The sequence below is a fragment of the Amycolatopsis sp. NPDC006131 genome, from assembly GCF_040614175.1.
Taxonomy (GTDB): domain Bacteria; phylum Actinomycetota; class Actinomycetes; order Mycobacteriales; family Pseudonocardiaceae; genus Amycolatopsis_E; species Amycolatopsis_E tucumanensis.
Window position 1 is genome coordinate 1 of sequence record NZ_JBEXTX010000032.1, and the last position, 14,284, is coordinate 14,284.

Below are 14,284 nucleotides of genomic sequence, written 5' to 3' on the forward strand. Positions count from 1 at the left end.
GCGAGCCGAAGGCCACGCAGGCGTAGCGGCTCGTCTGCTGGGTGGCGCGAGGGCTGGGGGCGCCCTGCTGTCACCGGGTCGGGGAGCCGGAGGCCACGCGGGCGTAGCGGGTGGTTGAGGGCCTGGGCGGCGTTCTGTGGTCGCCGGGCCTGGGAGCTGGAGGCTACGCGGGCGTAGCGGCTCGTCTGCTGGGTGGCGCGAGGGCTGGGGGCGCCCTGCTGTCACCGGGTCTGGGATTCGAAGGCTACGCAGGCGTAGCGGCTCGCCCGCCGGGTGAGCTCTGGGCCGACAGCGAGGCCCTCACCCCTCCACCGAGGAGGGGAGGCTCACCCACCGCTCGGGTTTCGCTCCTGATCGTTTTGGTACCCGAGCCGTATGAGATCACGACGGCCCCTGTCCCTGGCGGTCATCGGCGTCGGGCCTCGGGGGTTGTCCGTGCTGGAACGGCTCGTCGTGCGGCTCGCGGCTGCTCCGCGGCCCGTGACGATCTGGGCGGTCGAGCCAGTCGAGCCAGGGCCGGGACGCGTCTGGCGCACCCGGCAGTCCGGGTGGTACGCCACCAACGCCACGGCCGGTGAACTGACCGCGCACTCCCCGGACAGCCCGTTCCCCGGACGGGACTTCGCGGCGTGGTCGGCAGTCGCGCCGCACGAGTATCCCTCCCGCCGTCACTACGGCGCCTACCTGCGCGACACGTTCCACCGCCTGTGTGCCGAAGCGCCGGACGGGGTGAAGATCCGGCCGGTGGCCGCCCACGTGACCGCGCTGACCCGCGCGGCGGGTGGGCTGCGGCTGAGGCTGCCGGACGGGACGATCCTCGCCGACAAAGTCGTTCTGACCACCGGCCACAGCGACCTGGAACCGTCCGAGGAGGACCGGCGGCTCCGGGCGAGCGGCCGGGTCCTCGGGCCGGGCATTGCCGCCGACCTGCCGCTCGACGACATCCTCGCCGGGGAGACCGTCGCGGTTCGCGGGCTCGGCCTCACGTTCTACGACGTCGTCCGGTCGCTGACCCTCGGCCGCGGCGGCCGGTTCACCCGCGCGGAGGGAAAGCTGCGGTACGTGCCGAGCGGCGACGAACCGCTGATCGTCGCCGGGTCGCGCAGCGGTCTGCCCTTCCTGGCGCGCGCCCAGGTGCACCGCCCCGACCTCGCCCCGGACCCGGTGCTGCTCACCACCGCCCGCCTGGACCGGTTGCGCACGGCCGCGCTGGACGCGCGCGGCAGCACCAAACTGGACTTCGCCGCCGAGGTCGAACCGCTGATCTGGGCGGAGGTCGAGCACGCCTACTACCGCCGGATCGTCGGCCTCCGCGACGGCGAGGACGAGGCCGCGCGCTTCACCGCCGCGTTCCCGGACGTCGTGGACAAGCGCGACCGCGTGGACGAGCGCCGCACGGGCAAGGTGCTCGCCGCGTTCGGCCTCACCGACGTGCCGCCCCTGCGACCGGAGGAGCTGGCGCGCCCGTTCGACGGACTGTCCTTTGCGGACCCGGCGGAGTTCCGGGCGCGGCTGCGGGAAGTCCTGGTGCGGGACGTCGCGGAGAGCAGGCGCGGCCCGGAAGGCAGCCCGGTCAAGGCGGCGCTGGAGATGCTGCGCACCCTGCGGCCCGCGCTGCCCGGGATCGTCGACTTCGGCGGGCTGCTGCCCTCGTCGCACCGCGACTTCCTGTCCCGGTTCGTGCCGGCGAACTTCCTGCTGTCCGCCGGGCCGCCGCCGGACCACGTCGAGCAGCTGGTCGCGCTCCTCGACGCCGGTGTGCTGGACGTCGTCGGCCCGGACGCGCGGATCGACGCCGGCTTCACGATCTCCTCGCCGCGGGTGGCCGGATCGCGGCGCAACGCGGGCACCCTGATCGACGCTCGGGCCCCCGGCCCGGACCTGGCGCGGGACCGCAACCCGCTGCTCCGGCAGATGCTCGCCGACGGGCTGATCAGCGAGTTCGTCAACACCGACCCGGCGACGGGGGAGTCCTTCGCCACCGGCGGGCTCGCGGTCACGCCCGCGCCGTTCCGGGTGGTCGACGCGCGCGGCGAGCCGGCCCCGGACATCCACGCGCTGGGCGTGATCACGCAGAACACCCGGTGGTTCACCCAGGTCGGCACCGGACGGCCCGGCCAGGACAGCCCGTTCTGCCGCGACGCCGACGCGATCGCGGCCGCGATGCTGGGGGCGGCATGACCGTCACCGTGGGCGTCGAGGAGGAGTTCCTGCTGATCGACCGTCGCAACCGGCTCGCGGCCGCGGCGCCTGCCGTGCTCGCCGGGTCCGACGACGTGGCCGGGGAGCTGCAGCCGGAAATGGTGAGCTGCCAGGTCGAGTCGGTCACGCCGGTGTGCGAGCAGTCCGACGAGCTGCTCGAGTGCCTGCGGGACCAGCGGGCGCGGCTGCGCGACGGCGCGGCGAGCGCCGGTCTGCGGCTGCTGGCCGCCGGGTCCCCGCCGATGAGCGCCGATCCGGTGCGGCTGAGCCCCGGCCGTCGGTACCGGCGGATCGCCGACCACTTCCGCGGGCTGATGAGCACGGCACACGTGTGCGGGTGCCACATCCACCTCGGCGTCCCGGACTCCGACACCGGCGTGCGGGTGATCAACCACGTGCGGCCGTGGCTGCCGGTGCTGCTGGCGGTCAGCGCCAACTCGCCGTTCGCCGAGGGCGCCGACACCGGGTACGCGAGCTGGCGGTACCTGGCGATGTCCCGCTGGCCCAGCGGCGGCCCGCCGCCCTACGCCGAAACGGCGGGGCAGTACGAGGAGCTCGTCGACGAGATGGCACGGTCGGGCGCGATCATGGACCCGGGGAACCTCTACTGGGACATGCGCCTGTCGCCGCGCCACCCGACGGTGGAGATCCGGGTGTGCGACGTGGCGGCGACGGAACGGGAGGCGGCGCTGCTCGCGGTGCTCGCGCAGGGCCTCGCCGCCACGGCCTTCGCCCGGATCGGGGACGGGGTGGACGCGCCGCGGGTGCCGCAGGAGGTGCTGCGGGCCGACCTGTGGCGCGCGGCGCGGGACGGCCTGGACGGGACCTGCGTCGACCCGGTGGACCGGGTGCTGCGGCCGGTTCCGGTGGTGCTCGCCCGGTTGCTGGACGAGGTCCGGCCGCACCTGGACGGTGGCGCGAAGGAGTTCGCCGAGCAGGCGGTGCCGTCGCTGGTGGCGGCCGGCGGCGGGGCGTCGCGGCAGCGGGCGGCCTTCGAGCGCGGTGGGGTCGGCGCGGTGGTCGAGCTGCTCACCGGTTCCGGGAATTACCCGGAGGTGCCGCGGGGCGGCCCTCGTTAGCCTCGGTGATCGTGTTGTTGCGTACTTTCCAGCCGCTGTCCAGGGTGACCGGCGACCTCGTCGGCGACTGGGACCGCGTGCCGCCCGGGCTCGTGACGCCGTACCGGGCGATGGTGGCGGCGATGGAGCGAGCCGGGGTCGGCACCGGTGGGCGGCCGCCGGTGTGGGCGTGGCACGGGGAGCTGCGGCTGATCGACGCGATGTTGCTGTTCGACGCCGAGCACGAGCTGAGCCGCGGGTTCGCGACGGTCGAGTTCGACGCGCCGGCTGAGCTGGTCGTGGAGTCGGACTACGGGCGGTGGAACGACTTCCTCGCCGCGTCGCTGGAGGGGCGGGAGTGCGCGTGGGAGCTGGGGCCGGTTGTGGGCGAGCCGGTTCAGGTGTGCCTGCCGTACGTGCGGGCTTCGTGGGTGCGGGAGGTGCGGCCCCTGCCGACCGGCGGGTGGGACCGGCTCGACCCGGCCGCCGCGGTGTGACGTCTTGTCTTGTTCTGTCATTGACCCGGCGCGGTCCGGGCGATGACGATCGCGGGGTGGCAGAGGTGACCGACCTGCCCCGCGGTGACCTGGTGCTGCTGGGGCTGCTGGCGGAGGGGCTGTCGCCGGAGGAGGTGGGCGGCCGGGTGGGCCTGTCCGGCCGGACCGTGCGACGCCGCATCAGGGCCGTCTGCGACCGCCTCGGCGTGGCGACGCCCATCGAAGCGGTGGTGTGGGCGGTGCGGCGGGAGATGATCTGAGGCGGCGAGCTTGGTGCGGGATGCGGTGGGGGGCCCGTGCTGGGCTGGCGTGGCCGGATGCGCCGGTGTGGGTGGTGCGGCGGGAGATGATCTGACCGCCGGACGGGGGAGTGGGCCGTGCGGCGGGCGCGGGGGATGCCGTGGGGATCGAACCTCGTGGTGGGGGCCGCGCGGCGCGCGGCTGCCGGCCTTCGTGCCGGCGGCGGCGTGGTCCGGCTCCGGCGGGCCTGCCAAACCCCGCCGGAGCCGGAACCCCCACCGCTGCCGCGGCTATCGCTGCCGCTGCCGCGGCTGCCGCTGCCGCGGCTACCGCTGCCGCGGTTACCGCAGGCGCAGCGCGGCCAGGTAGTCGTGCATGCGGTCGGCCCGCGAATCGGTCAGCGGGTTGCTCTGGTCGTCGTTCTCGATGATGAACTCGCGCATGCCCAGGCGGGTCGCCCCGCTGAGGATCGTGCGGTAGTCGACCACCCCGGTGCCCAGGTCCGCCAGATTGCCGTTGGCGTCCAGGTCCTTCACGTGCGCCAGCAGCATCCGGCCCCGGTTGGCCCGGATCAGCTCGACGTTCTCCTGCGCGCTCAGCCCCGCCGCGGACGACCACCCCATGTCCAGCTCCAGGTACAGCAACTCGGGATCGGAACTGTCCAGCAGGATCTGGTAGAAGGTCCGCCCGTCCGGACCATGACCGGTGAACTCGCTGGTGTGGTTGTGGTACCCCAGCTTCATCCCCGCCCGGCGGATGCGCTCCCCGGCGCGGTTGAACGCGGGCCCGGCCTCGGCGAAACCCTCCGCCGTGTCTGGCACCCCGCCGGGGCACACGATGTAGCGCTGCCCCAGGATCCGCGCCATCTCGATCAGCTCACCGACCCGCGCCTCGTCGAGGAACTCCGCGTACCCGTGGTGGCTGGACACCGCCCGCAGGCCGTACTTGTCCAGCAGCGGCCGGATCTCCCGCGCGTGCGCCGGATCCGTGCCACCGGGGAATCCGGCGAACTCCAGGTTCCGGTACCCGGCCCGCGCGAGCGCCCGCAGCACCGCCTCCGGCTGTGACATGAACGCGTCCCGCACCGAGTACATCTGCAGCCCGATCCGGCTGTTCGGGATCCGCCGCCCCGGCGACGCGGCCGCTACCGGAGCAGCCCCCACCACCGCCACCCCGGCCGCGGTCGCCGCCACGCCCGCCAGGAACTTGCGCCGGTCGAAGACGACCGGAACTCCACCACACATGACGCTCTCCTTCCCAGAAATCAGTGTTCGTGGACACCGGCCGGCATCGTGCCGTCGGCGTTGCGGACCAGGAACATCCCCGCCATCCCCATGTCCGAGTGGTTCTGGACGTGGCAGTGGTACATCCACATCCCCGGCCCGACCCCCTCACCGGCGATCACCTGGAACCCGAACGACACCCCGGGGTTGAGGTCCTTGATGTCGATCAGGGGGCTGGGGTCGTACTCGCTGGTGCGCATGCCGGTCCGGTTGTCCAGCCAGCGGTGCCCGTGCAGGTGGAAGGTGTGGAAGTTGCTGCCGTGCCCGATCGCGATCCACTCCACCCGCTCGCCGAGGTTCGCCTCGAACGTCGGCGCGTCGTGGTGCGCCCGGTTGTTGATCATCATGTCGTTGAACACCACGGTGAACTGCCGCTTCGGCAGCAGATCGCCCTGCCGCCGCACCACCAGCGCCCCGTACAGGCCCTTGAGCACACCCTCGGTGCCGTGCTCGGTGCCCATCGCGTGGTCGTGGTAATGCCAGTAACCCGCCGTGCCCTCCGCCCACGACCCGTCCGCCCGCCGGTAACCCACGTGACTGCGCCAGGTGTAGCGCCGGGTCTGGCCGGGCATCACCGCGGACCCGTTCATCAGGGTGCCGTCGGAGTTCACGTCGTAGTCGACGCCGTGCGGGTGCAGCGACAGCACGCGGTCGGTCGTGTTGACCAGGTCGATCTCGAGGGTGTCGCCCTCCCACATCTCCAGCACCGGCCCGGGCACCGTCGCCCCGCCGGGCGCGAGCCCGTAGCCGTACAGCTCGTCGGAGATCTTCTCGGCGTACATCGTGATCCGCCGGGTCGTGCCCTGCGCCCGCACCGGGGCGGCCGCCGCGACGCCGGGCACCGACGCGGCCAGCCCGGCCGCCGCGGTGCCGAGCACGGCGCGCCGCGTCATCTTGGCCATGGAAAGGTCCTTTCGTGGAGGGGAGTCACACCATGCGTTCGAACGCCGGGTTCGGCTGCCGCTCCTGCTTCGAGGGGCCGCTCGACGACACGACGGTGAACGTGACGCTGCCGATCTCGCTGGTGTTGCCCGCCTCGTCGGTGGCGCGGTAGCGGACCGTGTGGGTGCCGACGCGGTCGACGACGAACGGCTTGTTGTAGCGGGTGAACACGTTGCCGTCCAAGGAGTACTGGATGCGCGCGACGCCGGAGGCCTCGTCGGTCGCGGCCAGGGTGACCGTCACCGGGCCGACGTAGTCCCACGACCAGTTCTGCGGCCCGGCCAGTTGCACGGTGACCACCGGCGGGGTCAGGTCGCCCGCTTCGGCGATGGTGAACGACAGCATCTGCACGGCGCTGGTGTTGCCGGCCCGGTCGGTCGCGCGGTAGTGCAGCATGTGCGTGCCGACCGCGGTGATGGTCACCGGCTGGCCGTAGCGGACGAAACCGGCGCCGTCCAGGTCGTACTCGATGGAGGCGATCCCGGACTCGGTGTCGGTGGCCGCCAGGACGAGGGTGGCCTTGCCGGCGTAGGAGCCCTCGGTGTTCAGCTCACCGTCCAGGTCGGCGGTCACGAACGGCGCCGTGACGTCGCCGAGCGGATCCACCTTGACCGTCAGGGTCTTCGGCTCGCTGGTGTTGCCGGCCTTGTCGGTGGCGCGGTAGGTCAGGGTGTGCGTGCCGGTGCCCAGCACCAGCGGCTGGCTGTAGGTCGCGTACGCGCCGCCGTCCATTGTGTACTCGATCTTCGCCACGCCGGACTCGCCGTCGGTCGCGGTGACCGTCACGGTGGCGCTGCCCGCGTAGTTCCCGGCGTCGTTGCGCTCGCCCGCGACGCTGGCGTTCACCACCGGCGCGGTGGTGTCCTCGTTCGGCTGCACGACGTTGATCACCAGCGTCTTGGGGTCGCTGGCGTTGCCCGCCTTGTCGGTGGCGCGGTAGTGCACGGTGTGCGCGCCCGGCGCGGTGATGGTGACCGGGCCGGTGTAGGGGCGGTAGGTGTCGTCGTCGAGCGTGTACTCGACGGTGCCGACGCCGGAGCTGTCGTCGGTCGCGGTGAGGGTGAGGGTGGCGGTGCCGACGTAGTTGCCGTCGGGGTCGGTGGTGCCGTCGACGGTCGCGGTCACCTCCGGTGGCGTGGTGTCCTGCTCGCCGCTCTCGGTGACGATCAGCTCGCCGCTCATCGTGTGCCCGGGCATCGCGCAGTAGTAGCGGTACTTGCCCGGCGTGAGGGTCACCTGCGCCTGGTGCAGCCCGTGCTCGGCGTCCAGGGGGCTGGCGGTGATGTTGAGGTCGACGTCGTGGTTGTAGCCCGGCGTCGAGGTGTCGAAGGTCAGCGTGTGGGTCATGCCGGTGGTGTTGCCGGTCTCGGTGCTGTTCTCGAACACGATGGTCGCCGCGCCCGCGACCGCCGTGGCAGGCGCGGACGCGTACTCGGTCAGGCTGTCGTCGGCGGTCCAGGTCAGCACCTGTTCCGCCGCCGCGGTGATCGGCACGGGCTCGGCGATCGCGGCGGTGGTCGTGCCGGTGAGCAGGCACAGTCCCGCCGTCGCGGCCACCAGCGCGCCACGCAGAATTCTCATGGGATTCCTCGCAGGGTGGAGCCCGGTGGCGCCGCCGCGGCGGCGCCACCGGGGATCGGGATTGCTAGAGCTGCCGCACCCGGATGTTGCGGAACTCGATCACGTCGCGGTCGCTGTGGTTCTGCAGCCCGATGAACCCGCTGAAGAACTGCCGCAGATCGGTCGGCGGGTCACCGGCGCGCGAGGACTGCTTGCCGGGCGTGTTGTCGAACTCGTTGATCACCACGCCGTTGCGGATGATCGTGTAGTGCTGGCCGGTCACCCGCACCTCGTAGTCGTTCCACACGCCCTTCGGCGTCGGCATCGCCCGGTCCAGCCCCACCTGGGAGAAGTTGTAGACCGAACCGGTCTTCTGCGCATCCCCCGCGGTGTTGTCGTTGATCTGGATCTCCTGTCCACAGTAGATCGCGACCCACGCCTGCGACGTCCGCGCCGAGCCGACCGTGCCGCAGCTGCCCGGCGGGCGTTGCTCCAGCGGGGTCCGCACGTCGGGGAACCGGGTGAACACGCCGCTGTTGGCCCGGTCACCGGCCGGCGCCACGTCGCGGAACTGCAGCCGCACCGAGAAGTCGCCGAACGCCTTGCCGGAGTACCACAGCATGCCCATGCCACCGGCGCTGTGCAGGGTGCCGTCGGGTTGCAGGTCGAACCGGCCGTCCGGCGCCTGGGTCCAGCCGTTCATCGAGGTGCCGTCGAAGAGCCACTCGTAGGCGGTGGACCGGCCCACCTGGGACGCCGAGGCGGCCCGGATCAGCTGGTTGGCCTCCTTGTCGGACAACAGCCCGAAGCCACGCAGCTTCGTGACCACGTCGGTGGCGTACGTGGTGAACGCGTCGTGGCTCGCCCACGGCCGCTCGTCGTCGACCAGGTCGTTGATCGTGCAGCCGAGGCCGATGTTGCGGTTGGGCACCGCGGTTTCGCCGTCCAGGAACCACACCTTCTGCCGGGCGTCCGGCGCCGGGCAGCTGACGGTCACCGGCAGGTTCGCGGTGGCCTTCGTACCGTCGGCGTAGGTGACCTCCAGTGTCGCGTAGTAGGTGCCGCCGCGCAGGTAGGTGTGCTGGGGGTTGGCCTCGGTGGAGGTGGTGCCGTCCCCGAAGTCCCAGCGCCACGCGACCCCGCCGGCCTTGGCGCTGTTGAACGCCATGGTCATCGGGCCGGCCTGGGTGGTGGTCCCGACGGTCGCCGACTCCGGAGCCGGGGTCGCCGCGCCGCCGTGGTAGGTGATGCGCAGCAGCTTCTGGTTCGGGTCGAGGCTGAAGAAGCCACCGGCGTAGTCCAGCAGGTACAGCGCGCCGTCCGGGCCGAACTTGGCGTCCATCCAGCTCTGCAGGCCGCCCTCGCCTCCGCCGCCCTTGATGATCTGCCGCAGGTCCTCGGCGAACGCGGGCGCGCCCTGGGTGGGCACGCGCGCCGGGTCCAGTGTCACCGCGATGCGGTTGTTGCCGTTGGACTCGTCACCGATGAACCACTTGTCCTCCCAGTACGCCGGCCAGGCGACGCCGCTGGCGGTGTTCACCTCGGCGCGGTGGTAGGTCGGGCCGGACATCACGGCCTGCCCGCCGCCCTTGAGGTAGGGCTCGGTGTAGGTCGCCTCGGACTCCACATAGGACGGGATGCCGCTGCCGTCCGCGCGCGCCGGGTAGACCGGCCCGCCGCCCTGCGGCGAGTACCAGATCGCGTTGTCCCGCGCGGGCGGGATGTCCACCAGGCCGGTGTTGCGCGGCGAGGTGTTCTTCAGGTTGTCGCAGTCGTACCAGCCGGTGAGCACGCTGGCGTCGGTGTTGCTGCGGTCGCGGTAGGGCTGCCGGTTGCCCATGCAGTACGGCCAGCCCTGGTTGCCCGCCGAGGTGATGACGGTGGCCGTCTCGTACTTGGCCGGGCCCAGTTCGGGGTTCGGGGCGCCGGCGTCCGGGCCGACCCAGCCCGCGGTGAGCCAGTCGTGCTGCCGGTCGATCGCCAGGCGGGCGATGTTGCGCACGCCCATCACGTAGATCTCCGGCCGGGTCTTGCCGCCGCCCTCCTCGGCGCCGGTGAACAGGTTGCCCTGCGGGATCGTGTAGGTGCCGTCCGGCTCCGGGTGGATGCGCAGGATCTTGCCGTTGAGGTCGTTGGTGTTGCCCGAGGTGCGGCGCGCGTCCTGGAACGAGACGCCCTGGTACTCGGCGGTCCAGTTGTTGCCGGAGTAGCCGTCGGAGCCGCCGGAGGAGTTGTTGTCGCCGACGCCGATGTAGAGGTTGCCCGCGTCGTCGAAGGCCATGCCGCCGCCGGCGTGGCAGCAGCTGTGGATCTGGGCAGGCCAGTGCAGCAGGTCCTTGCGGGTGGCCTGGTCGATGGTCTGCCGCGCGGCGTCGTAGGTGAAGCGGGACACCGTGCGCTGGCCGATCCGCTTCTCCCGGTCGATGGACTCGTGCGGCATCCAGTAGACGTAGAACCAGCCGTTGCGCGCGAAGTCCGGGTCGAGCGTCATGCCGACCAGGCCTTCCTCGTTCTTGACCAGTTCGTCACCGCTGCCGCGGTTGCCCATCACGGGCAGCGTGGTGAGCAGCTTGACCTGCTTGGTCTTCGGGTCCCACTGGTGGATGGTGCCGCAGCCGAGGCCGACGTTCGGGTCGTTCCAGTCCACGATCGGACCGGACGGGCAGGCGGCCTTGCCGATGTAGAACACCTTGCCGTCGGGGGCGATGGTCAGGCCGTGCGGTTCGCCGATCTGGTCGAGCTGGCCGGGCTGGTTCGGCTTGGTGAGCCGCTCCACGGTGTAGTTCGAGGCGATCGTGGCCTTGCAGTCGCCGCGCACCATGCCGGTGGTCCAGCGGATCGCGCCGAGCAGGTGGCCGCGGAAGAGCTGGTCGGTGGTCCAGCTCTCGACGGTGCGGCCCATGCCGGTGTAGAAGGAGCGGCCGCCGTCGTAGTCGCGGCACCAGGACACCGGGTGGAACGCGCCGTTGCTGCCCTGGCCCGGCTGGTACTTCCACTCCTCGACCTGCGCGATCGTGTGCACCTGGCCGACCGGGTTCGGGCTCCAGTTCAGCCACTGGTCGGAGCGGGTCCAGTTCAGCGGGAGGCCGGCGTTGGCGGGGTGCTGCCGGTCGGTCACGTCGACCACGGCCTGCTGCACCGAATCGGGGCTGGTGGCGGGCCGGGTGCCGATCAGGCCGGTGAACCAGTCCGATGTGGACTGCGCGCGGGCGGCGTCGTGGACGCCGACGAACCCGTTGCCCGCCGCGACGAACGCCTTGAGCGCGTCCTCCTGCGCGGCGCTGAGCGTCACGGAGTTGGCGGACAGGAACACGATCCCGCGGTAACGGGCCAGGTTGGCCGGGGTGAAGACGGCGGGGTCGGCGGCCACGTCGGCCTGGAACCCGCCGGTGCGGCCGAGTTCCTGGACGGCCGCGGCGGCCGTGTTCACGGGGTCGGCCTGGCGGTCGGACGGGCCGTGGAAGACCAGGACCCGGATGGGGTCGGGGGCCTGTTGCTGTTGCTGTTGCTGTGGCGCGGGTGCCGGCGCCGCGAGTGCGGGCAGCACTGGCACGGCGGTGAGCAGGACCAGCCCGCACAACTGGGCCAGCACCCGGCGGAACCGGCGTCTGGACCGGTTCGGTTCGTGGACACGTCGGTAGCGCATACCATCCCTCGCTCGGACTGCGCGGGTTTTCCCCGCTCGGGTTCAGATGAGCTTGTGCCGCGCGGCCCAGACCACGGCCTGGATCGGGGCGTGCACGTCCAGCCGGTCGCAGATCCGCCTGATCCGGCGCTGCACCGTGCGTTTGGACAGGTTGAGCCGCCGCGCGACCGCGTCGATCGGCAGGCCGTCGGCGAGCAGGGCGAGGACGGCCAGCTCCTCGCCGGTGAGGACTCTGAGGGGTTGGTCGAGCGTCGCGGTCACTTCACGTCCGCCCGGAGACCGGCCGGCAGCGTGATTCGGGGTCGGATCGACATTGATCTCTGCCCTCCCAGCAGCGGGCTACTGATGCTCTGGGAAACTAACCACTTCTGCGCACGGTAGGAAGATGTCTGTCGCGAACTGGCCACTGGAAGGTCGCGAACAGGAAGAAGTGACTCCGTTCGGACCACAACTTTCGTGGGGCTGAGCGGCGAGGTGGTTCAGTCCTCTCCGCGGACGCCAGTGGCGGAGGGGGAGCGGGCCGGGTGGGGACCAGGGTTCACGGGCGTCGGGCGGGGTGGGCGGGTGGTGGGCAGATTACGGGGCGAACGTCGGCGGTTCCGGCGTCGGGCGGGGTGGGCGGGCGGTGGGCGGATCACGGGGCGAACGTCGGCGGTCCGGGCGTCGCGCGGGGTGGGCGGGGCGCCGAGGGGTTGACCGGCGAGGTGGTCGGGCCACTTCGTGGGCGGGGCCGGGATGAAGGTGAGGAGTGGGCCGGGTGGCCCGGGCGTCGGGCGGGATGAGTGGGCGCGGGCAGGTTGCGCGGCGAACCGTCGGTGGCCCGGGCGGTCCGGGCCCCGGCACCTCCGCTCGCTCGTCGCGGAACCGCACGAGCGCCGTCACCGGCAGGAGCCGGATGGCCTCATCCGCGCTCACCCGGGCGGCCCGGCGTCACGCGGGATGGGCCGGCCACGGTACGCCGGGCCCAGGCCATCAGCGGGGTGCGACGAACTTCAGGTGCGACCGCTGCCGCAGGCGGAGGGATGACGCCACCGCCACCCCGGCCAGCAGCACCACCGCGCACACCACCCCGTGCAGCACCCCGCGCACCAGGTACCCGCTGTCCACGCCGTCGATCGCGTACGTGCCGATCTCCCTGCTGAACCAGAACGGCAGCACCCGAGCCAGTGCGCTGCCCGGGTCGGTCATCATCTGCAGCCCGACCACCACCAGCAGCACCAGCGTCCCCTCGAGTTCGCGGGGCAGGATGGCGCTCAGGGCGAGCCCGAAGGGCGCCGAGACGGCCACCATGATCGCCATCATCAGCGCCACCGGCCCGTGCCGCACGCCGTCCTGGTCCACCAGGATCAACAGGAAGTACGGCACGGCCAGCGCGACCCCGACCGCCCACAGCGCGGCCAGCCGCCCGACGTACAGGTGGTGGCTGCGGTACCCGGACAACCGCAGGCGCGGCTCGATCTCCCGCGCCGCGCTCCCCGCGAACAACGCCGCCGTGCTCAGCGCCCACCCCAGGCCGAGGCACACGAACCGCACGGACTGGCCCAAGTGGTCGCCCCGCCTGCTGAGGTAGAACGCCAGCGGCAGCACCGCCAGGATGACGAGCACCGACCGGCGCCGCAGCATCTCGCGCAGCGCCATCTCCGCCACGGTGGCGAACCTGGTCATCGGTTCCTCCCGGTCAGGTCGAGCACCAGGTCGACCCGGTCGGCCTGGTTGAGCAGGTGCGTGACCACGACGACGGCCTTCCCGGCGTCGCGCCACCGCCACGCCTGCTCCCAGAAGTCGAGGTAGGTCCCGCGGTCGAACCCCTGGTACGGCTCGTCCAGCAGCAGCACGTCCGGATCGCCCAGACCGGCCAGCACCAGGTTCAGCTTCTGCCGCGTCCCGCCGGACAGGTGCCGTGCCTGCGCCGGCTCGGCCTGCCAGTCGAGCACCGCCGCGCGCGAGCGCCCGGACGAGCGCGCCTCCTCCCGCGTCAGGCCGCGGCCCGCGCCGATCAGCACGAAGTGCTCGTCCGGCGTCAGGAAGTCCGCCGTGCCACCGGCCTGCGGGCAGTAGCCCAGCGAGCCGTGCACCCGCACCTCGCCGCCGTCCGCGCCCGCCATGCCCGCGCAGATCCGCAGGAACGTGCTCTTGCCGCAGCCGTTGGCGCCCACCACCGCCGCGATCTGCCCGGACCGCACCGTCAGGTCCACATCGGACAGCACGACCCGCTTGCCGTACTTCTTCGTGATCCCCACGGCTTCCAGCAGCACCCGCCCGCCCCGGCGCGGCGCACGGCCGACGCTGTCCACGACCGCCGCCGCGTAGACCGCGGGCGGGCCGAACACCCGCAGCGGGTGCTCGCCGCTGTCGCGCAGGTGCGTGGCCGCCTCGGCGACCACGTTGCGGCCCACGTCCGGGCTGACACCGTGCCGGTGCAGCTCCCCGGCCAGCGCCGTCAGCCAGTTGTCGACGTTCATCGCGTCGCTCCTTCCCCCAGCACCGCGGCGACGCCGGCGGTGAACTCGCGCCAGTCGGCCCTGGTCAGGCGCAGCTTCTCGGCGCCGGCGGCGGTGATCCGGTAGTACTTGCGCGCGGGACCGGCCGAGCCCTCCCGCCAGCTCGCGGTGAGCAGCCCGGTCCGCTGCAACCGCAGGAGCACCGGGTACAGCGTGCCGCCCTGGATCGGGCCGAGCCCGGCCGCGTCCAGCGCCTGCGCCAGCTCGTACCCGTAGGACTCGCGCCGCTCGACCAGCGCCAGCACGCACGGGTCCAGCACGCCGCGCAACCACTGGGCCCGCCGCTCCTGATCCACGCCGACAAAGTAGCAGAGCCACCTAGGTTGCGCCGCTACCTACCCGCCCGGCGTCGCGT

The 14,284-nt window shown here is 72.3% G+C and carries 12 protein-coding genes; 4 read left to right on the forward strand and 8 right to left on the reverse strand.

All coding sequences use genetic code 11. The features are described 5' to 3' along the window. Positions 1–375 precede the first annotated feature (375 nt). The 4 genes from ABZ215_RS18395 to ABZ215_RS18410 are packed head-to-tail and all read left to right on the forward strand — an operon-like array spanning position 376 to position 4,017. A complete protein-coding gene (locus ABZ215_RS18395) occupies positions 376–2,181 on the forward strand; it encodes an FAD/NAD(P)-binding protein (RefSeq protein WP_354950386.1) in 1,806 nt (601 codons plus the stop codon). After that, positions 2,178–3,281 (forward strand): glutamate--cysteine ligase, encoded by a 1,104-nt coding sequence (locus ABZ215_RS18400; RefSeq protein ID WP_354950387.1) that lies wholly within the window; start codon positions 2,178–2,180, stop codon positions 3,279–3,281. Before ABZ215_RS18395 ends, ABZ215_RS18400 begins: the two co-directional genes overlap by 4 nt. Positions 3,282–3,292: 11 nt before the next feature. Then, positions 3,293–3,757: a hypothetical protein gene (locus ABZ215_RS18405; RefSeq protein ID WP_354950388.1), complete on the forward strand. Its 465-nt coding sequence runs from the start codon at positions 3,293–3,295 to the stop codon at positions 3,755–3,757. Between the two features lie 56 nt (positions 3,758–3,813). Next, positions 3,814–4,017, forward strand: coding sequence for a LuxR C-terminal-related transcriptional regulator (locus ABZ215_RS18410; protein WP_020416646.1), 204 nt, complete (start codon positions 3,814–3,816; stop codon positions 4,015–4,017). 321 nt (positions 4,018–4,338) lie between these two features. Here the strand turns inward: ABZ215_RS18410 and ABZ215_RS18415 are convergent, their stop codons facing one another. The 8 genes from ABZ215_RS18415 to ABZ215_RS18450 form a co-directional block, all read right to left on the reverse strand. Then, a complete protein-coding gene (locus ABZ215_RS18415; protein ID WP_020416647.1) occupies positions 4,339–5,241 on the reverse strand; it encodes a sugar phosphate isomerase/epimerase in 903 nt (300 codons plus the stop codon). Positions 5,242–5,261: 20 nt separating this feature from the next. Then, positions 5,262–6,182, reverse strand: a complete 921-nt coding sequence (locus ABZ215_RS18420) for a multicopper oxidase domain-containing protein (RefSeq protein WP_020416648.1) — start codon at positions 6,180–6,182, stop codon at positions 5,262–5,264. Between the two features lie 25 nt (positions 6,183–6,207). Beyond that, positions 6,208–7,803, reverse strand: coding sequence for a chitobiase/beta-hexosaminidase C-terminal domain-containing protein (locus ABZ215_RS18425; protein WP_354950389.1), 1,596 nt, complete (start codon positions 7,801–7,803; stop codon positions 6,208–6,210). 64 nt (positions 7,804–7,867) lie between these two features. Next, complete coding sequence (locus tag ABZ215_RS18430; RefSeq protein WP_354950390.1) at positions 7,868–11,428, reverse strand: ThuA domain-containing protein; 3,561 nt, start codon at positions 11,426–11,428, stop codon at positions 7,868–7,870. Between the two features lie 42 nt (positions 11,429–11,470). Continuing rightward, the gene (locus ABZ215_RS18435; RefSeq protein ID WP_017981277.1) at positions 11,471–11,689 is read right to left on the reverse strand and encodes a helix-turn-helix transcriptional regulator; all 219 of its coding nucleotides are present in this window, start codon (positions 11,687–11,689) and stop codon (positions 11,471–11,473) included. Positions 11,690–12,400: 711 nt separating this feature from the next. Further along, positions 12,401–13,093: a hypothetical protein gene (locus ABZ215_RS18440; protein ID WP_354950391.1), complete on the reverse strand. Its 693-nt coding sequence runs from the start codon at positions 13,091–13,093 to the stop codon at positions 12,401–12,403. Then, the gene (locus tag ABZ215_RS18445; protein ID WP_354950392.1) at positions 13,090–13,890 is read right to left on the reverse strand and encodes an ATP-binding cassette domain-containing protein; all 801 of its coding nucleotides are present in this window, start codon (positions 13,888–13,890) and stop codon (positions 13,090–13,092) included. Before ABZ215_RS18445 ends, ABZ215_RS18440 begins: the two co-directional genes overlap by 4 nt. Beyond that, complete coding sequence (locus ABZ215_RS18450; protein ID WP_027931529.1) at positions 13,887–14,225, reverse strand: PadR family transcriptional regulator; 339 nt, start codon at positions 14,223–14,225, stop codon at positions 13,887–13,889. Before ABZ215_RS18450 ends, ABZ215_RS18445 begins: the two co-directional genes overlap by 4 nt. Positions 14,226–14,284: the final 59 nt, after the last annotated feature.

Excerpts from the sequence above, each read along its gene's own strand:
- ABZ215_RS18395 (WP_354950386.1), top strand. The coding sequence starts at position 376 with ATGAGATCACGACGGCCCCTGTCCCTGGCGGTCATCGGCGTCGGGCCT.
- ABZ215_RS18445 (WP_354950392.1), bottom strand. The coding sequence starts at position 13,890 with ATGAACGTCGACAACTGGCTGACGGCGCTGGCCGGGGAGCTGCACCGG.
- ABZ215_RS18440 (WP_354950391.1), bottom strand. The coding sequence starts at position 13,093 with ATGACCAGGTTCGCCACCGTGGCGGAGATGGCGCTGCGCGAGATGCTG.
- ABZ215_RS18425 (WP_354950389.1), bottom strand. The coding sequence starts at position 7,803 with ATGAGAATTCTGCGTGGCGCGCTGGTGGCCGCGACGGCGGGACTGTGC.
- ABZ215_RS18420 (WP_020416648.1), bottom strand. The coding sequence starts at position 6,182 with ATGGCCAAGATGACGCGGCGCGCCGTGCTCGGCACCGCGGCGGCCGGG.
- ABZ215_RS18430 (WP_354950390.1), bottom strand. The coding sequence starts at position 11,428 with ATGCGCTACCGACGTGTCCACGAACCGAACCGGTCCAGACGCCGGTTC.
- ABZ215_RS18400 (WP_354950387.1), top strand. The coding sequence starts at position 2,178 with ATGACCGTCACCGTGGGCGTCGAGGAGGAGTTCCTGCTGATCGACCGT.
- ABZ215_RS18415 (WP_020416647.1), bottom strand. The coding sequence starts at position 5,241 with ATGTGTGGTGGAGTTCCGGTCGTCTTCGACCGGCGCAAGTTCCTGGCG.